This is a genomic window from Aggregatibacter segnis ATCC 33393 (genome assembly GCF_000185305.1).
In the GTDB taxonomy this organism is placed as follows: domain Bacteria; phylum Pseudomonadota; class Gammaproteobacteria; order Enterobacterales; family Pasteurellaceae; genus Aggregatibacter; species Aggregatibacter segnis.
In genome coordinates, this window is record NZ_GL622200.1 from 394,748 (window position 1) to 415,475 (window position 20,728).

General features: G+C 43.1%; 16 protein-coding genes. 7 read left to right on the forward strand and 9 right to left on the reverse strand.

Annotated elements, in window-relative coordinates:
- Window positions 1-44: 44 nt before the first annotated feature.
- Window positions 45-1,343 (forward strand): trigger factor, encoded by a 1,299-nt coding sequence (tig, locus tag HMPREF9064_RS07370; RefSeq protein ID WP_006717197.1) that lies wholly within the window; start codon window positions 45-47, stop codon window positions 1,341-1,343.
- 155 nt (window positions 1,344-1,498) lie between these two features.
- Here the strand turns inward: tig and hflC are convergent, their stop codons facing one another.
- The 6 genes from hflC to thrA all read right to left on the reverse strand — a co-directional run bounded on the left by hflC (window position 1,499) and on the right by thrA (window position 9,264).
- Window positions 1,499-2,386: a protease modulator HflC gene (gene hflC / locus HMPREF9064_RS07365; RefSeq protein ID WP_006717199.1), complete on the reverse strand. Its 888-nt coding sequence runs from the start codon at window positions 2,384-2,386 to the stop codon at window positions 1,499-1,501.
- The gene (gene hflK, locus HMPREF9064_RS07360; protein WP_032997771.1) at window positions 2,386-3,651 is read right to left on the reverse strand and encodes an FtsH protease activity modulator HflK; all 1,266 of its coding nucleotides are present in this window, start codon (window positions 3,649-3,651) and stop codon (window positions 2,386-2,388) included. Before hflK ends, hflC begins: the two co-directional genes overlap by 1 nt.
- A 94-nt stretch (window positions 3,652-3,745) precedes the next feature.
- On the reverse strand, window positions 3,746-4,465 hold the full coding sequence (locus tag HMPREF9064_RS07355; RefSeq protein ID WP_006717202.1) for a 4'-phosphopantetheinyl transferase family protein: 720 nt from the start codon (window positions 4,463-4,465) through the stop codon (window positions 3,746-3,748).
- A gap of 57 nt (window positions 4,466-4,522) precedes the next feature.
- The gene (gene thrC, locus HMPREF9064_RS07350; protein WP_006717204.1) at window positions 4,523-5,797 is read right to left on the reverse strand and encodes a threonine synthase; all 1,275 of its coding nucleotides are present in this window, start codon (window positions 5,795-5,797) and stop codon (window positions 4,523-4,525) included.
- Between the two features lie 62 nt (window positions 5,798-5,859).
- The gene (gene thrB / locus HMPREF9064_RS07345; protein ID WP_006717206.1) at window positions 5,860-6,804 is read right to left on the reverse strand and encodes a homoserine kinase; all 945 of its coding nucleotides are present in this window, start codon (window positions 6,802-6,804) and stop codon (window positions 5,860-5,862) included.
- 12 nt (window positions 6,805-6,816) lie between these two features.
- Window positions 6,817-9,264: a bifunctional aspartate kinase/homoserine dehydrogenase I gene (gene thrA / locus HMPREF9064_RS07340; RefSeq protein WP_006717209.1), complete on the reverse strand. Its 2,448-nt coding sequence runs from the start codon at window positions 9,262-9,264 to the stop codon at window positions 6,817-6,819.
- 311 nt (window positions 9,265-9,575) lie between these two features.
- Between thrA and HMPREF9064_RS07335 the strand changes: the two genes are divergently transcribed.
- Window positions 9,576-10,262: a YggS family pyridoxal phosphate-dependent enzyme gene (locus HMPREF9064_RS07335; RefSeq protein WP_006717211.1), complete on the forward strand. Its 687-nt coding sequence runs from the start codon at window positions 9,576-9,578 to the stop codon at window positions 10,260-10,262.
- Between the two features lie 100 nt (window positions 10,263-10,362).
- On the opposite strand, the gene bamC is transcribed toward HMPREF9064_RS07335, so the two are convergent.
- Together bamC and dapA are read right to left on the reverse strand one after the other, a co-directional pair.
- On the reverse strand, window positions 10,363-11,367 hold the full coding sequence (gene bamC / locus HMPREF9064_RS07330; RefSeq protein ID WP_006717213.1) for an outer membrane protein assembly factor BamC: 1,005 nt from the start codon (window positions 11,365-11,367) through the stop codon (window positions 10,363-10,365).
- Between the two features lie 99 nt (window positions 11,368-11,466).
- Window positions 11,467-12,360, reverse strand: coding sequence for a 4-hydroxy-tetrahydrodipicolinate synthase (gene dapA, locus HMPREF9064_RS07325; RefSeq protein ID WP_032997772.1), 894 nt, complete (start codon window positions 12,358-12,360; stop codon window positions 11,467-11,469).
- Between the two features lie 153 nt (window positions 12,361-12,513).
- Here dapA and bcp point away from each other — a divergent pair, with 153 nt between their 5' ends.
- Window positions 12,514-12,978 carry a thioredoxin-dependent thiol peroxidase gene (gene bcp / locus HMPREF9064_RS07320; RefSeq protein WP_006717219.1) on the forward strand — a complete coding sequence of 155 codons (465 nt, stop codon included), beginning with the start codon at window positions 12,514-12,516 and terminating at the stop codon, window positions 12,976-12,978.
- Window positions 12,979-13,067: 89 nt separating this feature from the next.
- Here the strand turns inward: bcp and HMPREF9064_RS07315 are convergent, their stop codons facing one another.
- A complete protein-coding gene (locus HMPREF9064_RS07315; protein WP_032997773.1) occupies window positions 13,068-13,649 on the reverse strand; it encodes a TetR/AcrR family transcriptional regulator in 582 nt (193 codons plus the stop codon).
- A 170-nt stretch (window positions 13,650-13,819) separates the two neighbouring features.
- Between HMPREF9064_RS07315 and HMPREF9064_RS07310 the strand changes: the two genes are divergently transcribed.
- Genes HMPREF9064_RS07310 through HMPREF9064_RS07295 form a run of 4 tightly spaced genes read left to right on the forward strand, consistent with a single transcriptional unit; the run spans window position 13,820 to window position 20,584 of the window.
- Window positions 13,820-15,883: a TonB-dependent receptor gene (locus HMPREF9064_RS07310; protein ID WP_006717222.1), complete on the forward strand. Its 2,064-nt coding sequence runs from the start codon at window positions 13,820-13,822 to the stop codon at window positions 15,881-15,883.
- 3 nt (window positions 15,884-15,886) lie between these two features.
- A complete protein-coding gene (locus tag HMPREF9064_RS07305) occupies window positions 15,887-17,611 on the forward strand; it encodes an ABC transporter ATP-binding protein (RefSeq protein ID WP_006717224.1) in 1,725 nt (574 codons plus the stop codon).
- Window positions 17,596-19,392 (forward strand): ABC transporter ATP-binding protein, encoded by a 1,797-nt coding sequence (locus HMPREF9064_RS07300; RefSeq protein ID WP_006717226.1) that lies wholly within the window; start codon window positions 17,596-17,598, stop codon window positions 19,390-19,392. Before HMPREF9064_RS07305 ends, HMPREF9064_RS07300 begins: the two co-directional genes overlap by 16 nt.
- Window positions 19,349-20,584: an MFS transporter gene (locus HMPREF9064_RS07295; RefSeq protein WP_006717228.1), complete on the forward strand. Its 1,236-nt coding sequence runs from the start codon at window positions 19,349-19,351 to the stop codon at window positions 20,582-20,584. The genes HMPREF9064_RS07300 and HMPREF9064_RS07295 overlap by 44 nt, the downstream gene beginning before the upstream one ends.
- Window positions 20,585-20,728: the final 144 nt, after the last annotated feature.

A 20,728-nucleotide genomic window follows, 5' to 3' on the forward strand; every position in this document is an offset into this window, starting at 1 on the left:
GGTGTGAGCATTCGCCGAGTGCATCAATTTGAGGTAACATCATAATGTCATTAAATATTGAAACGACTCAAGGTTTAGAGCGTCGTGTAACCATCACCGTTCCGGCTGAAACCGTTGTTCAAGCTATCCGCGAAGAATTAAAACGCGTTGCTAAAAACGCACGTGTTGACGGCTTCCGTAAAGGTAAAGTCCCTCCACACATCATTGAAAAACGTTTCGGCGCTTCTGTTCGTCAAGACATTTTAGGTGATTTATTACAAAACCATTTCTTCCAAGCGGTTATCGAAAACAAAATTAACCTAGCAGGTCGTCCAAGTTTCACTGTTGAACAATTTGAAGAAGGCAAAGAATTAAAATTCAGCGCAACCTTTGAAGTGTACCCTGAAGTTGAGTTAAAAGGCTTAGAAAATATTAAAGTAGAAAAACCGATTGTTGAAATCTCTGAAGCAGATGTTGACAAGATGGTTGAAGTGTTACGCAAACAACAAGCAACTTGGACTGAAAGCCAAGACGCAGCGAAAGCTGAAGATCGCGTAACTATTGACTTCGTGGGTTCTGTTGACGGCGAAGAATTTGAAGGCGGCAAAGCATCCGATTTCGTTTTATTCATGGGTCAAGGCCGTATGATCCCAGGCTTTGAAGAGGGCATCGTTGGCCACAAAGCGGGCGACAAATTCACTATTGATGTGACCTTCCCGGAAGAATATCACGTTGAAAACTTAAAAGGTAAAGCAGCGAAATTTGACATTACGTTGAAGAAAGTTGAAGTGATGGTATTACCGGAATTAACCGATGAGTTCGTTGCAAAATTTGGTCCGAACACAAAATCTGTTGCAGATTTACGCAATGAAATTCGTAAAAACATGCAACGTGAATTGAAAAATGCGTTGACGACTCGTGTGAAAACTCAAGTGATTGACGGTTTAGTACAGCAAAACCAAATTGATGTGCCAAGTTCTGCAGTTGAACAAGAAATTGATGTATTGCGTCAACAAGCAGCACAACGCTTTGGCGGTAATGCACAACAAGCAGCACAATTACCACGCGAATTGTTTGAAGAACAAGCTAAACGTCGCGTATTAGTAGGTCTATTATTAGCACAGGTTATTGCTTCTAACGAATTAAAAGCAGATGAAGAACGTGCTAAAGCAATGATCGAAGAAATCGCGTCTGCTTACGAACAACCGGCAGACGTGGTTGAATACTACAGCAAAAACAACGAATTAATGAATAACATTCGTAACGTAGTATTAGAAGAACAGGCTGTTGATGCGGTATTGGCGAAAGCGCAAGTCACTGAAAAAGCAGCAACCTTCGATGAGATCATGAATCCACAAGCTTAATGATTCTCCGCGAAGTGCGGTTAATCTTTTAAGTGTTTTTTAGCTGAATACCTCAATGAAAATCGGGGTATTTTTTTGCCTTGTGAATATTCCCATGAGGCTTTGCTAGGCAATAAAAAAGGGTATCTGAAGATACCCTTTTTTCTATTAGAACGTTACTTACTTGGAGATTGCATAAAGCGGAAGAAATCGCTGTCCGGTTTTAAAATCAACAAGTTATCAGAATTAGAGAAGCTGCTTTCATAGGCTTTAAGACTACGAATGAAGCTATAAAATTCCGGTTCTTTACCAAAGGCATCAGCAAAGATCTTCGCTGCAGTAGCATCGCCCTCACCGCGTAATTCTTGCGCTGTTTTTTCTGCATTCGCAATGATTAACGTCACTTTACGATCAACATCTGCCTGAATAAATGCGGCTTTTTCTTTACCTTGTGAACGGTGTTCGCGAGCAACTGCATCACGTTCTGCACGCATACGTTGGTAAATAGAAGAAGACACTTCATCCGGCAAGTTAATTTGCTTGATACGTACGTCTAATACTTCAATTCCCAATTCAGCAGTGCTGTCTTGTCCACTATTGAGCGCATTTTTAGCCCCGGCCATGAGTTCACCACGTGTACCTGAAACGATGTCTTTAATAGTGCGGGAACCGATTTCAGAACGCAAACGGTCGTTAACTTTGCGGCGTAATAAATTGGCTGCTTGTGCGTAGTCGCCACCACCGGTGGTAGTAAAGAAACGACCGAAATCGTTAATACGCCATTTCACGTAGGAATCCACCAAAAGGTCTTTTTTCTCTACGGTGACAAAACGATCTGCTTGTCCGTCTAAGGTTTGAATACGAGCATCTAACGCTTTCAAATTATCAATAAAGGGAATTTTGAAATGTAATCCCGGCGTATAAATTGCCACTTTATTATCGGCATCGCGTTGCACTTTGCCAAAGCGTAACATAATGCCACGCGTACCTTCACTGACAACCACAATACTGGAATAAAGCACTGCGATAAGCACGAAAATAACAGGTAATAAAAATTTACGCATTAGTTAATTCTCCCTTGGCGACCATTGTCGGTACGCGATTCCATTGGTCTAAGTGGTGCTGTTTGCTCATGCGTGCGTGAAACAGGCAAAGAAGTTACCGCACTTTGTTGTGTTTCATTGGATTCACTTACATTAGCACTACCGTTCGAGCCAGTGGACTTTTTACCTTTTAACAATTGTTCTAAAGGCAACACGGTTAAGTTATTTCCATTGCCGGAATCCAACATGACTTTTGGTGTATTTGCCATGACTTTTTCCATGGACTGAATATATAAGCGTTCACGGAAGACGGTTGGTGCCGCTTTAAACTCAGGTAAGAGCGGTTGGAAACGTTCTACTTCCCCTTTAGCATCTAACACTACGCGATCTTTATAAGCGGTTGCTTCTTCTAAAATACGTTGTGCATTACCACGAGCAATCGGCTCTTTCTCACGCGCATAGGCTTCTGCTTCACGAATATAGCGTTGTTCGTCTTCTTGCGCTTTAATCGCATCATCAAAGGCTTCTTTCACTTCTTCCGGCGGACGTGCAGATTGGAAGTTCACATCAATCACTTCTAACCCCATATCATATGGTTCAATAATTTGATTTAACGCTTTCCAGGTGTTTTCACGAACAACGGAACGACCTGTCGTCAAAATATCGTTCATCGACATGTGGCCGATAACATAGCGTAATGCACTGTCGGTAGCCTGATTCAAGCTGTCATTGGCATTGATTGCACTGAACAGGTATTTTTCAGGGTTTTGGATGCGATACTGCACGGTCATTTCTACTTTCACCATGTTTTCATCTTGGGTGAGCATGGAACCTTGCGTTCTTAATTCAAGTACACGTTCTACGTTGACCGGAATCACTCGATCAATAAAAGTCGGTTTCCAGTTTAAGCCTGGTTGTTGAATGGAATGGAATTGTCCTAAACGTAGCACGACGCCACGTTCTGCTTCTTTGATGGTATAGAAACCGCTGGCGCCCCATATAATCACGCCGGCTGCAATTACAATCGGTAATAATTTACCTAAGCCGGAAGGCAGGTTAGATGCACCGGAGTGATTGTTTTTAGCTCCTTTACCGCCCATTTTTTTCAATAAATTATTGAAAACCTCTTCTAAATCCGGTGGTGATTGTTCGTTCTTTTTTTGTGAATTGGAAGAACGATCCCAGTTAGACTGACCTTCATTTTTACCGGAATCCTGATTACCCGAGGATTGTCCGTTTTGCTTTGGTTTGCCCCAAGGATCTTGATCTGAACCATTTAAAGACATTGCTTTCTCCATTTGTCAAAAAATTGTTGCAAGTCTAAACAAAATCGCGTGTTAAGTCTAACGAATAATGGGAAAGTCTATCGATTTTAAAGGGTTAATTATTCACGTTGTAGTGAATTTTATGCACAAGCCTTTGAGGTTGAAGATGGTCTCCGTCCCACGCCCAAAAACAGGGCGATTTTATAGGTGTTTGGTTAACAAAATAGGCGAGATAAAAGGGAAGCTCCTCGGTAAAACACAGCTGTCCACGGGGGCAATGCGCCGAGAAAATGTGTAAGGTTTCGGGATGATGTGTCACTTCTGATAATTTTGCGATGCCCACGCCTTGGGATTTCAGCACGGCTTCACGTAAACACCAAATACGATAAAAAGCGGATTGGGATTCAGTTTGTTGTTGAAACCAGTCGATTTCTTCCGCGCTTGCAAAGTGTTCCAACAGGGCTAAATAAGGACGTTCTTTACTAGGCGATTCAATGTCGATTCCAACCGCACTTTTTTCGCCTGGTGGACTGATATGTAAAATCACTGCCACCCAATCACCAGAATGGCTGATATTAAAATCAAGTTCAGAAGGAGGAAATTGCGGACGGTCGCTTTTTGTTCGCGAAATTTGCCCTAAAAGTGCGGTCGGTTTTTCTGCTGTTTTGAGTAATTGCCACAGCAAGAAATGCGCTAAACGACGACATTGCCAACGTTGTTGCATACGCGGGTTGCCGTGGCTTGACGTCAGTAAATTTGCCGGAATCAGGTCGGCTGGGATGTCATGAAAAGGGAAGGGGGTGTGAATATTTCCCCAAGCGATTAGCGTTGTCATCGTGATAAGAAAAGTGCGGTTAAAATTCGTTGAATTTTGTCACCGCACTTTGTCGCCTTATTTCAATAAATAAGCTCTTAACTGCGCAAAATCGTTTTCCATTTCATCGGATAACAACGGCAGTTTGTTGTGTTTATCCAACGCTTCCGGTAGCGGCAGCGTTAAATCCAGAATACGTTCGACGGATTCTTTAAATTTTGCCGGATGCGCAGTGCACAGGAATAAGCCGGTTTCGCCTGGTTGTAAATCCTGTTTTAACACTTCATAAGCTACCGCGCCGTGTGGTTCGCACAAATAACCCAGTTGGTTCATGGCGCGTAACGTGTCTTCTGTTTGTGCATCGGAAATTGCAGCCGAATGTAACTCAGTCAATGCCCAACCGTTACGTTTGAACAATTCTTCTACGCGAGGCCAGTTGTTTGGACGAGAAACGTCCATGGCGTTGGAAAGGGTGGCCACGGTTGCATTTGGTGACCAGTTTCCGCTGTGTAAATAACGCGGCACGGTGTCGTTGGCGTTGGTGGCTGCGATAAAACGTTTAATTGGTAAGCCGAGGGTTTTAGCGATTAATCCGGCAGTGAGGTTGCCGAAGTTGCCGCTTGGCACAGAAACCACCAAGTTTTCACGTTGTTCTTTTGGTAATTGTGCCGCCGCTTCAAAGTAATAGCATACCTGTGCCAATAAACGGCTGATATTGATGGAGTTCGCCGAATTTAAGCCGATGGCTTGGCGTAGTTCTGCATCATCAAAGGCTTGTTTGACTAACGCTTGGCAGGCATCGAAATCGGCATTGATCGCGATGGTGCGAATATTACCGCCAAGGGTGCAGAAGAGTTTTTCTTGTAACGGGCTGATTTTACCTTTCGGGTATAAAATCACCACATCGATATTTTCTAAGCCATAGAATGCATGAGCAACAGCTGCGCCAGTGTCACCGGATGTCGCGGTTAAAATCGTGATTTTGCCGTCACCGCGTACGGTTGCAAGCGCTTGCGCCATAAAGCGTCCGCCGAAGTCTTTAAAGGCAAGGGTCGGACCATGGAACAATTCCAATGCATAAATATTGTCTTCCACTTTGGCAATCGGTGCCGGGAAAGTGAAGGCGTTGCGCACCATTTGTTCAAGCTGTGCTTGAGGGATTTCCTCACCGATTAAGGCACCAAGGATTTTTTGACTGCGCTTAACCAGTGGCAATGCCAATAGCTCATCGATATTGCTTAAGTGCGGTATGTTTTCAGGGAAAAATAAGCCCTGATCTTTGCCTAGCCCTTGGCGTACGGCTTGGGCAAAATTGACCTGTTCTTCGGGGTGTTTGATGTTGTATAAATTCATGTGAAACCTGTTCTTTTGTTTGGCACCTTTAAGACAAAAGTGCGGTGATTTTTTCCGGTGTTTTAATCAAGTTCTCTTGCGCCGGCATTATCGACTTTGCAAATGTGCACAAAGCCTTCGTTGTTTTGTAAATAATGATTTTCAAGGTAAGTGGCAAGTTTGCCGGCAATATGTAAATCCGGTGCGATGGAAAAGATCGTCGGGCCGGACCCCGAAATTCCGGTAGCTAACGCACCTAAATCGCGCGTCGCTTGTTTGACCTCAGCAAAGTTAGGTAACAAGGCTTCACGATAAGGTTCGGCAATGACATCTTTCATCATCATGGCGGCTAAGTTTTCCTGTTGTGTGTGGCAAGCGTGCACGAAACCACCGAGATGGCGACCATGTGCGATAACATCTTGACGCGTATAGCTTTTCGGTAAAATTGCTCGGGCTTCCGCCGTGGAGACTTCAATACCCGGATACGCCAAGACCCAATACCAATGATCAAAAAACGGCAAGGTTTGGCAAATGTTGCCGAGTGATTGCACCATAAACTGCACGCCACCCAAGTAGCAAGGGGCCACATTATCGTAATGAATGGAGCCGGAAATGCGTCCTTCCAACTCGCCCATCATTTCTAACAATTCCATTTTAGAAAACGGTTCGTCATGGAATTTATTCAGCGCGACCAAGGCGGCAACAATAGAGCAGGCACTGGAGCCCAAGCCTGAACCGATAGGCATATTTTTCTCTAAGGTTAAGCGTAGCGGTTTGACTTTTGTGTTACGTAATTTGAGTTGTTCACTGAATAACACATAGGCTTGATAAACGATATTTTTTTGCGGTTCTTTTGGTAATTTACGCACAAAATAACCCGCACTTTCTAACTCAAAGCCGGCGGCGATAGGTTCGATTTGCACCACATCGCCTAATAATGAGCCGTTAATCGGGGAAATTGCCGCACCTAAGGTATCGAAACCGACGCTGATATTGGCACTGGAGGCCGGCGCATAGACTCTTAGCATAACATTCTCCGTTTAGTGCTTTAAGGTTCTTAAAATATCGGCAAAAATGCCGGCAGCAGTGACAGCATTGCCCGCGCCGTAACCGCGTAATAATAGCGGAATCGGTTGGTAATAACGAGTGTAAAATGCCAACGCATTCTCACCGTTTTTCACCTTGTATAGCGGATCATCTTTGCCCACGGCAACAATAGACACTTTGCATTTGCCGTTTTCAATTTGTCCAACGTAACGTAAAACTTTTTCTTCCGCTTCGGCTTTTTCGACACGTGCAGCAAATTCGGTATCCAATTGCGGCAACATCGCCATAAATTCTTCGGTAGATTTGCCCTCGGCAAAACCTTTTGGAAGAACGCCTTCGACTTCGACATCTGACAACTCTAGTTCTAAGCCGCTTTCACGAGCAAGAATTAACAATTTGCGGGCAACGTCCTGACCGGATAAGTCATCGCGCGGATCCGGTTCAGTGAAGCCTTTTTCGCGGGCAAGTGCGGTCGCTTGAGAAAGGCTTAAACCTTCTTCCAATTTACCGAAAATAAAAGAAAGGGAACCGGATAAAATCCCGTCAAAACGTTCCACTTCATCGCCGGCGGCTAATAAGTTTTGTAAGTTCTCAATGACCGGTAAACCTGCACCGACGTTGGTTTCGTATAAGAATTTACGTTGGTTTTTATGGGCTAGTTCACGCAGTTTGTGGTAGTAAGTTAAGTCGCGAGTATTGGCTTTTTTATTTGGGGTTACCACATGGAAACCTTCTGCCAATGCACGTTCATACAAACTCGCTAAGGATTCAGCCGATGTACAATCTACAAAGACCGGGTTCACAACGTGATGTAATTTAATGAAAGATAACAACACGTCAAAATCAGATGGCTGGGTGGCATTTTCCAAATCTGCTTGCCAATGGTCTAAACTTAAGCCGTTTTCATTCAGCAACATTTTATTGGAGTTGGCTAATGCACAGACACGGATTTCAATGTCCTTCTTTGCTAAATACTCTTTTTGCTGTTTGATTTGTTCGATTAATTCACCGCCGACACCGCCAACGCCCACGAGAAAAACTTCCACGATTTTTTTGTTATTAAATAAGGCTTGATGTGTTGCTTTTACCGCTTCAATCGCTTTATTTTGTGGTACCACAGCGGAGATGGAACGCTCGGAAGAACCTTGCGCAATGGCATTAATACTGATGTTGGCTTGAGCTAAGGCTGAGAAGAAACGTGCGGCAATGCCTTTGGCTTGGCGCATTCCATCACCCACCACCGAAATGATGGAAAGGTCTTTAATCGTTTCGATAGGATCTAATTGGTGGGCTTTTAATTCTTGCTCAAATTCCGTTTCTAATGCTTTGAGTGCAACCTCCAAAGATTTTACCGGCACACAGAAACTGATGCTGTATTCGGAAGAAGATTGAGTGATTAAAATCACCGATACATTGGCGTTAGACATGGCAGAGAATACGCGTGATGCCATACCGACCATGCCTTGCATTCCCGGACCGGAAACGTTGAACATGGCAACATTATCTAAATTGGTGATGCCTTTGACTTGCAACTCTTCGGATTTGATATTGCCGGCAATAATGGAACCTGGTGCGGTTGGATTACCGGTATTTTTAATTAAGCATGGAATATTCGGACGTATTAACGGGCCGATAGTGCGTGGATGAATCACTTTTGCACCAAAGTAGGAAAGCTCCATGGCTTCGCGATAAGACAGGCTTGGCAACAAACGTGCATCCAATACTAAACGAGGGTCGCAAGTATAAACGCCGTCAACATCGGTCCAAATTTCACAGACGCTAGCGCCTAAACAGGCCGCCAAACAGGCAGCGGAATAGTCGGAACCATTACGGCCTAACAAGACCAACTCACCTTTATCATTGCCGGCAGTAAAGCCTGCCATTAACACAACTTTCTCTTTGGCGATGGCGCCTGCATTCACACGTTTGGTGGATTCTTCAATATCTACGGAGGATTCTAAATAACTGCCTTGAGCCAATAATTGTTGAACCGGGTCAACAACGTGTACGCTATATCCATTGGCTTCAAACCAGGCTTTCATCATCGCAATAGAGAGTTTTTCGCCGCGGCAATCAATGGTCGCCTTTACCGCATCTTCCACTTTACCGGCTTCACGAATTTGTTCTAATAAAGAGGCAATTTGTTGGAATTCTTGATCAATCAGTTGTTTGGTGCCAGCAAGGTCAAACTTATTGTTTTTGGCATGTAAGCCGTTAATGATGGTATAGAAAATATCTAATGCTTCGTTGAAATGGGAATCGGTAGGTTGATTTAAGCTGGCTTTTTCGGAAAGGGCAACAAGATGATTGGTGATTTTGGCCGGTGCCGATAGCACGCCTGCCGCCTGCTCCTCTAAATGGGCTTTCTCAATAAGCTCGGCAGCCTGCAAAAACCGTTCCGGATTGGCGAGTGATGTGCCGCCAAATTTTAATACGCGCATGATATTCTCCTGAGTATGATATATAAAAATGTTTGCATAAAAAAACCCGCTTTATAGAGGAAGCGGGTTTATGAATCTTATTCTTAACGCACTAGCCCGCCCCATTAATCATCGTAATGGTAATCATGGAGGTTGACATAATAATAGTGCGGTTAAGTTGACGCATAATTTATTTTACATGGTGAAAAATTGGATATAGAAATACCGAAATTTCATATCCTTGTCAAACGGAAATCGGAGAATTTTGCATTATTTTCTAACTTTTTTAGTTGGTGTAAAATAAATTACCATTTTTATTACAAGGACGCCTTATGATTGCGCAAAATCTTGCTCATATTCAGGAACAAATTACACAATGCGAATGCCATTCTGAGACTCAAAGTGCGGTCAAATTACTTGCCGTTTCTAAAACTAAACCGATTGAAGATATTTTAACCGCGTACGAAGCGGGTCAAATGGCATTTGGCGAAAACTATGTGCAAGAGGGCGTTGAAAAAATTCAATTTTGCCAACAACAGCAGATTGAATTGGAATGGCATTTTATCGGGCCATTACAATCTAACAAAACCCGCTTGGTGGCGGAATATTTTGACTGGATGCAAACTCTTGAGCGTGCAAAAATCGCTGACCGTTTAAATGAACAACGCCCACCGCACAAGGCACCATTAAATGTGTTAATTCAAGTGAATATCAGCAATGAAGCCAGTAAATCCGGCGTGCAACCCGATGATATTTTGCCTTTAGCAAAACACGTGGAAAATCTACCGCACTTACGTTTACGCGGTTTAATGGCGATTCCTGAACCTACCGATGATGTGGTGCAACAGGAACAAACGTTTCGTCAAATGCATACCTTGTTTGAAGGATTGCAGCAGGCTTTGCCTCATGCCCAAATTGATACTTTATCCATGGGCATGACCGACGATATGCAAAGCGCCATTAAATGCGGTTCTACGATGGTGCGCGTAGGCACCGCGATTTTCGGGAAGCGAGTGTAATTTGCATAAAAGTGCGGTCGTTTTTGGCCGCGTTTTTTATTTTAAAGGAAAGCAAAACGCCACATTCAATTGAACGTGGCGTTTTGTGTGAACTGGTTAATTATCTTGCTAAGACGTTTTGTAACGCTTGATAAATAATCTGTGCTTGTTTTCCGGAAAGTGCGGTTTTCTTTTCATCGGAAATAACCACCGCACTTTGTTTGCCGGCGGTAGAAAGTTGCATTTGGTAATCCCCTTTTTCTAGTTCAGGAAGTTGTGTGCCGATGCGCAACCATTCTTCTTGAGATAAAGGTTTATAAGTTAATTCCCGAATGCCTCGTGCGCCTTGTTCTTCGCTGATTTCAAATCCTAAGATTGGTAATGCAGAAGCTAAACGGTGCCATGCTTTTTCAAACGGTGCATTTAAAACCAAAGCGATACGACCATTAGAATCTGTTGCAATGGCGGATTGAATTGGTGAGGATTGTACCCCTCTTAGTTCTTGCTGTTGTTTTTGATATGCGCTGTTAAGCTCTCCAACGAATTGATTTAATCGGTCAGAAGCATAACGTTGTTTATCCGCAAGGTTTGGCGTGAAAACCGTGTCATCGCGTTTCATTTGCAGCACTGAAACCGTTAATGCATTGGCTTGGCGGGCATTCACTTCTTCAATTTGATAGCGTATTTGGGTATTTTTTAAGTCATCCACGCGTCCGGTCTCTGTCCAATCAGTCACTAATTTCTTACCTTCTAAGTGATAACCAATCTCTTGTTCTTTCAGTAAACGTTCAATTTGTTTTAGGTTATACACCTGTTTTTTATTGGATTCATAAACGATCAATGCACGTTCACCGTCAAATTGGGTGATAGAACCATTGATAATGGCTAATGGAATTGATGGAGGACGAATATCCACGTTTTCTGTTTTCGCAATTTTGACTTGAGGTAATTGATATTCTGCGCTTTGTGTCGGTAACTTGACGCCGCCACTGGCGAGTGGAGCGAAAAATGGCAATTCGGGGTTTGATTTTTGATAGTTATCTCCCGCTTGTTGTTTACTTTCATTGCTGGCAGAACAGGCACTTAATAGGGCAACCATTGCTGCAGTCAGTAACCATTTTTTCATAACATATCCTTTTGGCGTGTAATCAAGAGTGAGAAAGTCTGTTTTCGACAGAAGAGAAAGAGAAAAGTTCGGGATCTATGTGTAGATCCCGATATCAATTTAAAGTAGTCCGGCAAGTTTTAGGGCTTCTAATACAGACGGTTGTGCTTTTTCACTGAGTACGGTGAGAGGCAAACGAAGAGTAGGCTCTTGAATAAGTCCGAGTTTATAGCAGGCCCATTTTACTGGGATAGGGTTGGATTCAATAAAGAGATTTTTATGTAGCGGCATTAAACGTTGGTTAATTTTTTCAGCTTCTTCAAATTTACCTTCACGAGCTAAATGGCACATTTTCGCCATCTCTACAGGCGCAATGTTATTTGTGACTGAAATCACGCCTTCCGCACCTAGTTTCATAGCTTCTAAACTGGTCGCATCATCGCCGCTTAATACGATGAAATCATTCCCGGCAAGTTGTTTGATTTTTTGTACGCGGGAAACATCACCGGTGGCTTCTTTAATCCCTATAATATTTTTGATTTTGGCTAAACGACCAACCGTTTCCGGTTGCAAATCACTTCCGGTACGTCCTGGTACGTTATACAGGATTTGCGGAATATCGGTACATTCAGCAATGGCTTTGAAGTGTTGATACATGCCTTCTTGCGTAGGTTTGTTGTAATAAGGGACAACGGATAAACAACCGGAAATGCCGCTATTATTTAATAATTTTGTCATGGTAATGGCTTCGCTGGTGGCATTGGCGCCGGTACCGGCAATAACCGGGATTCTGCCGGCGGCAAACTCAACGGTCTTTAAGATGGCTTTTACATTTTCGTCAATGCTTAGGGTGGCGGATTCACCGGTTGTCCCAACAGAAACAATTGCATCCGTGCCGGCATTAATGTGAAATTCAACCAGCTTTTTCAAATTTTCAAAATCCACTTCGCCATGGCTATCCATTGGTGTCACTAATGCAACGATGCTTCCCTGAAATAAAGGGTGATTTGACATAAAAGCCTCCATTTTTTGTTATTGGATTCCGGTTTAAATAAGAAATTACATTGCCGGAAAAAAGAGTTGTGTTTGCTTGCTAATGGTCGTTTAAGATCGCTAAAATACCCTGAATTTGCAAGAAATTTTTTATTTTTTTAAGAGGATTTTTAAATGAATACATTAAAAGTCGGCGAAAACGCACCGCACTTTTCTTTACTGAATCAAAATGGCGAATTAGTTTCTTTGGAACAGTTTAAAGGTAAAAAAGTGTTGGTTTATTTTTACCCAAAAGCGTTAACCCCTGGCTGCACGACACAAGCCTGTGGTTTACGGGATAGTAAATCGGAATTGGAAAACTTAGGCGTGGTGATTTTAGGAATTAGCCCAGATAGCCCGAAAAAATTAGCGCAGTTTATCGAAAAGAAAGCGCTAAATTTCACTTTGTTATCCGATGAAGATCATCAAGTCGCCGAGCAATTTGGCGTGTGGGGGGAAAAGAAATTTATGGGACGCACTTTTGATGGTATTCACCGAATCAGTTTTCTTATTGATGAAAACGGTAAAATTGCGCAGGTGTTTGATAAATTTAAAACAACAGAACATCATCAGGTTGTGTTGGATTATTTGAAAAAGTGATTTTTTATAACATTAAAATAAAACGACCGCATGAAGTGATCTATATCCCAAAAGTGCGGTCCATTTTTGACCTGTTTTTACTCAAGAAATCAGGCGGCGCTTTTCTGATAAGCAATGCCATGCATAAAAAGCTGTAACACATCTTTAAAGAGTTGCTGTTCTTTGCCGGCATAATGTTGTTGCAAAACAGAAGAATGAATCATTTCATCCATTTTTTGAATCAACACATCAATTAAAATCACAGGAAAATCATCACGCACACTTTTGCGTTGTTGTAACGTACTGAAAAAATAGTGCATATAGAGATATTTTTCCTGTGCCATTTGCCGAAAAAAAGCCTGTAAGGTTTCATCTTGATCATGATTTAAATCATGTAATACGGCGGTGGAATACAGAGTAGTCATGGATTCTTGCTGCATCGTCAAAATCTGCTGGATCACCGTGGCTAAATCTGCCTCTGTGGCTAACAGTCTATCAAATTCCTGCCGCATATTATTTTTTTGTTCTTCGAAAATACATTTCACTAAATCTTGCTTGGTGGGGAAATATTTATAAAACGTCACCCGACTCACCCCCGCCGCCCGACAAATTTCTGCGACAGACGTTAATCTCCAACCTTGTTGATAAAACAGTTCAGTGGCAACCTGTTTCAAAAAAATATCTTTTTTCATGGTTCGCTCCTTAAGGGGCAATAACATAGCCGAAAGCCTTTAATTGTCAAATGTCAAATTTGAGAAAAATTCTTATTTACTTTCGTATTGTGATTGTGCTAGGTTTACATTATTAATCATTTAATGCAAAAAGTGTAAACTTTAACTCAAAATGAAGCCTAGGAGAACCTATGAACAAGTTATCCTCACGACTCAGCCTCATTAGCCTTTGCCTGATGAGTGCCTATTCTTTTTCTACTCATGCTGAAGAAAGTCAGCAGACCACGGTACTAGACGAAATCACTGTCACCGGTGAAAAATTCCAACGTAGTCAATCATCTACTGGTTCAAGCACATCCGTGGTAACCGCCACTCAACTCAAACGAGAAGCCAATTTACTGTCCGCTACCCAATTATTAAAACGCGATGTGAATATTTTAGACACCGGTTTGGGCAATGACTTACCTACTGTGCGTGGCGTTGACGGGTCCGGCCCGGCGGTAGGTGCGGTGGCATTTTTTGCCGGTTCACGCCCACGACTAAATATGCAAATCGATGGCAGAACCTCCAGTTATAACGAACTGGCGTTCGGTACAAAATCCCTCTGGGATATGAAACAGGTAGAAATTTATCGTGGCGCGCAAAGCTATGCCCAAGGGCGTAACGCCATTGCCGGTGCAGTAGTCATGACCAGCAATGACCCAACGCAAGAATGGGAGGGCGCAGCGAAATTGAATATGGGGAATCATCGATTGGCACAAACAGCCGCCCTGATTTCAGGCCCTGTGGTGAAAGACGAATTAGCGTTTCGTTTAAGCGTAGATCATCAACAACGCGAAACGGCTGTGGATTTACCTCATTATGATCCAGTTGGTAACCCACGTTGGTTTAAAGCCACTAACACCCGCGCCAAATTACTGTGGACACCGTCAGCCTTGCCGGATCTCTATAGCCGTTTAACGTTCAATCATTTAAATGCAAGAGCGCCACAAAGCGAAACAGAGTTACAACCTAATTCAGCACGTTACACGCCGGAACGCCCGGTATTCCAAACACGCTCTGCCAGCACTATTTGGGACATTAGCTATCAACTCTCAGAGCATTGGAAATGGGAAAATAAATTGGTTTATACCCACTTTATTCACGATAGAAAAACGACTTCGCCATTCAACACTGCATTGCCGCCAAATCGTCGAGGTGTTCCGGCTCGCGTTGATGGCAATGAATTCCAAATTGAACCCATTGTAAAATACGAAAACGAAAAATACCGTGGGTTATTCGGTTTGTTCTATTTCAATGCGAAACAAGATGAAAGTGTTACGATGCTCAACGGACGCATTGCTCGCACGCCGATTACGACAAATTTTAATGATAAAACGAAAACCAAGGCGGTCTTTGGTGAAATTACCTTTACGCCTGATATTCCGTTTGAATTGACGCTTTCTGCTCGCTATGAACAGGAACATCATCAGCGTAAAGGCAAAAGTGCGATGTTTTTCATCAATCGGGATAAAAAATACAATGTCTTCCTGCCAAAAGCAGACATTGCATGGAAAATTAACGATGATCAACGCTTAGGCTTTAAAGTAGGCAAAGGTTACAACCCGGGCGGTGCCGGTGTGACTTTTGGTGTGCCGTACACCAGCTATGAATATGACGCGGAATATGTCTGGAACTACGAACTTTATCATCGTTGGACATCCGCAGATAAACGCCTACGCATTAACAGCAACCTATTCTATAACGACTACAAAGACATGCAGTTACCGTTCACTCTTGGCCCAAATTCCATCGTGATCCGCAATGCTGATAAAGTCGTCACCTATGGTGCGGAAATCAATACCGAATGGCAAGCCACCGAGAAACTGGCGTTAAATGCCGGAATCGGTATATTGAAAACCGACATCAAACGTTATCCGAACAGCAACATTGAAGGGAATAAACTTGCTCGCGCACCAAATTTCAGCGGAAAACTGGGCGCGCATTATAGCCTGCTTGATCATTGGGAAATCGGTGCAAATTACAGCTACAATAGCAGTTATTATTCCACTGCCGACAACTTAGCCAATGGTAAAGTAGGGCATTATGACCAACTTGATGTTTATTTAGCGTACGACTTTAAGCACGCCAGAATCACGCTTTATGCCGACAACGTGCTTAACTCACGCAAAGATATCTTACTCGTACCGCGCTCTGGCGACATTACTCGTCAGCCGGAACGTCAAATTGGACTATCCACCGAGTTAAGATTTTAAGCAATGAGTCAGCAACACCAACAAATTTGCCAACCTGTTGCCGCGCAATTACGCGCCTCAATGTGGTTGGCAACCTTCGCGCAAGGCTTAAAAATCGGGATTTGGCTTTTGATGATCCACATTGTGTTCACCGTCAGCCAATCTCTTACGTTTCCTTATTGGCAGATTTTCGCGCTGCTTGCCACGTCCATTTTGTATTACACCTGCAAAATTAAAGCGCACGACAGATCTCATTATGCGGCCTTTGAATTGGAAAAAATGCTACGCCAACAGCTTGCGAAAAAAATCAGTCAATTATCGTTAGGCAAAGTCAATGAAATCGGTTCAGACGGTTTAACCAAAGTGCTGTGCGATGACGTAAACGAATTGCACACCTTTGTTGCCGATGCGCCTCCCCTTAAAGCAGAGGCTTATTCCACACCGCTTTTCGTGTTGGCAGCATTGTTTTGGTTAAATTGGCAAATGGCATTGGCTGTGGTGATTTTCCTTGTCGTGTTGTTTACGATTCTGCAACATTTAATGCAAAAAAGTCGGTTGAATTATCGTGATTACGGTGCTGCCGTGAGCAGAATCAACAGTGCTATTATTGAATATATTCAAGGCATGAGCACGATTCGTACCTTTGATGCGGGACAAAGTTCGTACAGCCGTTTTAGTACCTCATTGGAAAATTTTAATCAGGTTATATTCGCTTTTTTAGCCAAAGTGGGCGCACCAACACGCCTTGGTCGTTCGCTTTTTACACCAATGCCGATTATGCTGTTTTTGATCGTGTTGGGCGTGTATTTACACTCGCTTGCGCTGTTTTCCACTTTTGGCTTTTTTGCCTTTTTAGTATTAGCCGCCGGGTTAATTGAAACCATGCATCCATACATGGGACTGTTTCATTTGTTGGAACGTTCCCGCGCCGCCATTGAACGCATTAACGAAATCAAAACGTTGGAAAATGCCACCGCACTTTTACCGCTACAAACGCCAAAGGGGTATGCTGTTCAATTTGAACAGGTCAATTTCAGCTATGATGCCGACAAAGCAACACTGAAAAATATCGACTTCAGCGTACCGCAAAATAGTTTTACTGCCATTATTGGCCCTTCAGGCTCCGGCAAAACCACCTTACTCAATTTGCTGTTGCGCTTTTGGGATGTCGATAGCGGAAAAATCACCTTAGGTGGTGCGGATATTCGTCATATGGAACAGGATCAACTTATGAAATATTGTTCGGTCGTATTTCAGGATAATTTCTTATTTTCTTGCTCTATTGCCGAAAACATCGCTTACGGCATAGAAAATGTGACGGAGGAAGCGATTATCAATGCCGCCAAACAAGCCCGTATTCATGACTTTATTATGACCTTGCCGGAGCAATATCAAACGAAAGTGGGTGAACGCGGACAATTATTGTCAGGCGGACAAAAACAACGTATCAGTATAGCCCGCGCTTTTTTACAAAATCGTCCGATTTTATTGCTAGACGAACCCACGGCTTTTTCTGATGCGAAAAACGAGGCAGATTTAATGCAGGCATTTCATGCGCTGATGCAAAATAAAACAGTGATCATGGTGGCGCATCGCCTGTCTAGCATTACCCAAGCCGATCAAATTATTTATTTAGAGAACGGCAAAATCATCGCTCAAGGCAACCACCAAGCCTTGTTGCAAACCAATGTTGCCTATCAAACCCTTTGGGCGGAATATCAACAGGCAAAATCTTGGACGATACATTAGAGAATGTTATGCAATCTTACTTTAATCCTGAAACTCAACGCGTAAAAAGCCTGTGGCAAACTTATCACGCCTTATTTGCCGCCGCCCAACAGCAACAAAGCGCATTCTTACGCTGTCTCGCTTTTGCAGCACTGTCTGCAACCTTATTCGGCGTGGCTATCGGCTTGCTGTATCCGCTGCTTTTGGCATTAGAACAAACTGAAGCAGGGCAAAGTGCGGTCATTTTTTGGAGTGTTTTATGTGGCGTGCTTTTAATCGTCAGCCTCCTTTTCCGCATTTGGGCGGAATACTATGACACCAAAGGCGATTCATTTTTGGCGACATATCAATTAAGACGTCAACTGGGCGAAAAACTTCGCCGCGTATCTCTTGCCGTCCTCAGTGGATTTCGTGCAGGGGAACTCAGTGCCGTTGCCATCCAAAGTATTAATGAAGCGACGAATTACGCTTTCAGTTTAATCAGTATTCTAATTTACGGCATCGTAACACCGGTGTCTGCCGCCCTTTGTCTTTGTTTCTTTGATTACCGCTTTGGGCTACTGATCTTCATTATTTTTCCGCTTATCGTGCCACTTTATTTATGGCGGAGAAAAGCTTTCCGTCGTGGATTTAGTATTTTGGCAGAAGCTAATCAGCGACTTAAAGGCGAAACCATTGAGTTTGTGCAAGGTTTGGAAATTCTGAAATCAACAGGGCAGACTGAAAACAAACAACATATTTTCAACCGTGTGATTGAAGATGTGGCAAACATTCAACGCATCGGCACAAAAAAAGGCGAACGTCCGAATTTGATTATTACCTCAAGCATTCAATTCAGCCTGATTGCCGTATTAATTGTTGGCACATTTTGGGTGATTTCCGGTAGCGCCCATTGGGTATTGTTAGCCACGGTACTGATTTTAATTGCGCGAATTTCAGATGTATTGAACTTCTTTGTGCAAATGTCTTCGCTCTTAGAAATTTTTGTGATTAGCTGTGAAAAATTTGAAAAACTGATGGCATTGCCTGAATTGGCGGAAAATCATGGCAGCAGATTACCCACAGATTATCGTATTCGCTATGAGCATGTCCGCTTTGGTTATAATGCTGAAAAAACCATCCTAAACGACATTAATCTGGACATAAAACCTAACAGCCTCAATGCTTTTGTGGGCACCAGCGGTTGTGGTAAAACAACATTACTCCGCTTGTTATTGCGTTATGCTGATCCACAATCAGGGCAAATTACGATCGGCGGTGTCGATATTCGGGATATTAGCCAAGAACAGCTCATGCGCTTAATTTCTGTGGTGTTTCAAGACGTTTATTTATTCCAAGACAGCGTATTAAATAACATCCGAATGGCAAAACCCAATGCCACCGATGAAGAGGTGATTCACGCCTGTAAACTTGCCCAATGCCACGATTTTATTCAGGCATTACCACAAGGCTATCAAACGCAAGTTAATGAAATTGGGAGTAATTTTTCCGGTGGTGAAAAGCAACGACTTGCGATTGCCCGCGCGATTTTAAAAGACGCACCGATTCTCATTTTAGATGAACCGACAGCATCGTTGGATACTCGCAATGAGCTGGCAGTGCAAAAAGCGTTGGATCAGCTGGTTAAAGACAAAACCGTGTTGATTATTGCTCACCGACTTTCCACCATTGTGGGCGCGCATTGCATTTATGTGTTGGAAAACGGCAACATTGCCGAACAAGGCACGCATCAAACACTCTTAGAACAAAAAGGACGTTATGCAGCGTTTTGGCAATGCCAACAAGGCAACATTACTTACTAAGCAGGATTGGGCAATCCTTGCCACGACTGCCGGTTTTAAATTCTGCATAGTGGCATTTTATATGATTGGTCTCATCACCATGTTAAAAGAGATGGGGTTCGATCTTAAACAGCTTAGTTGGTTCTATTTGTTTGGTGGAATGGAAATGGCGAAATTCATCGTCTCGCCGTTAATTGAACGCTATCGTCTCAAGCGTATCGGGCAATTTCGCGGTTGGCTATGCCTTTCCTCGCTAATCATTTTTATTGCCTTATTTATGTTGCATTTCATCCAACCGCAACGGGATTTTACACTGCTTATGGTGGCGTGTGTGCTATTGAACCTAAGCAGTCTATTTTTCGGTTGTGCGGCGTTGGGGCTGACGTGTGCCATCCTACCTTTTGAGCAACGTGGCTTTGGCGGTGTCATTCAGGTGATCGCAGGACGCGTGGGTAAAATGCTTGGCGGCGGTTTGGTGTTACTGATTTATCATCATTATGGCTGGCAAAGTGCGGTGGATTTAATCAGTGTTTTTGCACTACTATTGATTCTGCAAATTAGCCTATATTCCGAACCTACAGTTGCCGCTGAACCGCAAAATCCGTCATTGCGTTTTTTATTCACACGCTTTTTCTACTTTTGGCAACAACCGCACATTTCATTTCGTTGGTTGATTTTATTGTTATTTGTGTTTATTCCCAGCGGCATGGTGGTCAGTAGTTTCATTCCGCGTCTAAATGCCTTGGGCTGGAGCAGCCAACACATTGGGCTATTACTTTCAGTATTCGAACCCCTTTGTGCTATCGCCTTTGCTCCGCTCAGTGGTCTATTACTCAAAAAATATTCTCGGGTTTCTGTCACCCAATGGGTATTATTTAGCCAAATTTTTGCCTTCTGCTTATTTATTTTATTTGAATATGTCGGCACGGATTTTCCTTATCTTATCGCCGTACCAATCTTATTATTAAGTATGACTTACGCATTACTTGTGCCGTGCTTGCTCGCCATGATTATGGACAAATCCACTCAAACTTACGCCACGCTCGACAGCGCATTGCAATTCTCCGTTGCCCTCTTCGGCGCTTACCTAGCAGGCTTTGTCTCTCTCCGTCTCGCGCATGCCTTTGGCTATCTCACAGTTTACCTCGCCGCCACCTTCATTGCTGTTGGAATATGGCGATTTTGGGGATGCCGAAAAGAAGAACTATCATAAATTTACAAAGCTCCATGACAAAAAGCTCAGTTACTTTGTTCTATTTTATTGATGTGCTAACAAATGGTTCTCTTCATTATCGTGCTATAAGGTTCGATGTCAGGGATAGTTTTCATGTCTTTGGCTGAAAGTTCTACTTAAGCT

What these genes read in the sequence shown, in the direction of transcription:
- dapA (WP_032997772.1), bottom strand. Translation starts at nt 12,360, where the DNA reads ATGTCAAATCACCCTTTATTTCAGGGAAGCATCGTTGCATTAGTGACA.
- HMPREF9064_RS07295 (WP_006717228.1), top strand. Translation starts at nt 19,349, where the DNA reads ATGCAGCGTTTTGGCAATGCCAACAAGGCAACATTACTTACTAAGCAG.
- HMPREF9064_RS07355 (WP_006717202.1), bottom strand. Translation starts at nt 4,465, where the DNA reads ATGACAACGCTAATCGCTTGGGGAAATATTCACACCCCCTTCCCTTTT.
- hflK (WP_032997771.1), bottom strand. Translation starts at nt 3,651, where the DNA reads ATGTCTTTAAATGGTTCAGATCAAGATCCTTGGGGCAAACCAAAGCAA.
- HMPREF9064_RS07305 (WP_006717224.1), top strand. Translation starts at nt 15,887, where the DNA reads ATGAGTCAGCAACACCAACAAATTTGCCAACCTGTTGCCGCGCAATTA.
- bcp (WP_006717219.1), top strand. Translation starts at nt 12,514, where the DNA reads ATGAATACATTAAAAGTCGGCGAAAACGCACCGCACTTTTCTTTACTG.
- HMPREF9064_RS07310 (WP_006717222.1), top strand. Translation starts at nt 13,820, where the DNA reads ATGAACAAGTTATCCTCACGACTCAGCCTCATTAGCCTTTGCCTGATG.
- thrA (WP_006717209.1), bottom strand. Translation starts at nt 9,264, where the DNA reads ATGCGCGTATTAAAATTTGGCGGCACATCACTCGCCAATCCGGAACGG.
- HMPREF9064_RS07335 (WP_006717211.1), top strand. Translation starts at nt 9,576, where the DNA reads ATGATTGCGCAAAATCTTGCTCATATTCAGGAACAAATTACACAATGC.
- thrB (WP_006717206.1), bottom strand. Translation starts at nt 6,804, where the DNA reads ATGCTAAGAGTCTATGCGCCGGCCTCCAGTGCCAATATCAGCGTCGGT.
- thrC (WP_006717204.1), bottom strand. Translation starts at nt 5,797, where the DNA reads ATGAATTTATACAACATCAAACACCCCGAAGAACAGGTCAATTTTGCC.
- bamC (WP_006717213.1), bottom strand. Translation starts at nt 11,367, where the DNA reads ATGAAAAAATGGTTACTGACTGCAGCAATGGTTGCCCTATTAAGTGCC.
- tig (WP_006717197.1), top strand. Translation starts at nt 45, where the DNA reads ATGTCATTAAATATTGAAACGACTCAAGGTTTAGAGCGTCGTGTAACC.
- HMPREF9064_RS07315 (WP_032997773.1), bottom strand. Translation starts at nt 13,649, where the DNA reads ATGAAAAAAGATATTTTTTTGAAACAGGTTGCCACTGAACTGTTTTAT.
- hflC (WP_006717199.1), bottom strand. Translation starts at nt 2,386, where the DNA reads ATGCGTAAATTTTTATTACCTGTTATTTTCGTGCTTATCGCAGTGCTT.